Genomic DNA, 239 nt, shown 5'->3' on the forward strand with positions numbered 1-239 from the left:
CGACCTTCTGCATGGCTTCAGCAATATCGAGACCGATCTGCTTTTCGCCGTTTGCCGAGATCGTGCCGACCTGTGCGACTTCTTCTGACGTGTTGATCTTCTTGGTCTTGGCCTGGAGATCCTTGACGACTTCTGAAACGGCGAGATCGATGCCGCGGTTCAGGTCCATCGGGTTCATGCCGGCTGCAACTGCCTTGGCACCTTCGCGAACGATGGCCTGGGCGAGAACGGTTGCAGTC

Annotated in this window: 1 pseudogene; it reads right to left on the minus strand. The window is 57.3% G+C overall.

From position 1 onward, the window contains the following. Positions 1–239, minus strand: a pseudogene (gene groEL, locus ACR9ZK_RS23325) (chaperonin GroEL); the annotation flags it as partial.

This window comes from Monashia sp. HAY1-5C (genome assembly GCF_056755255.1).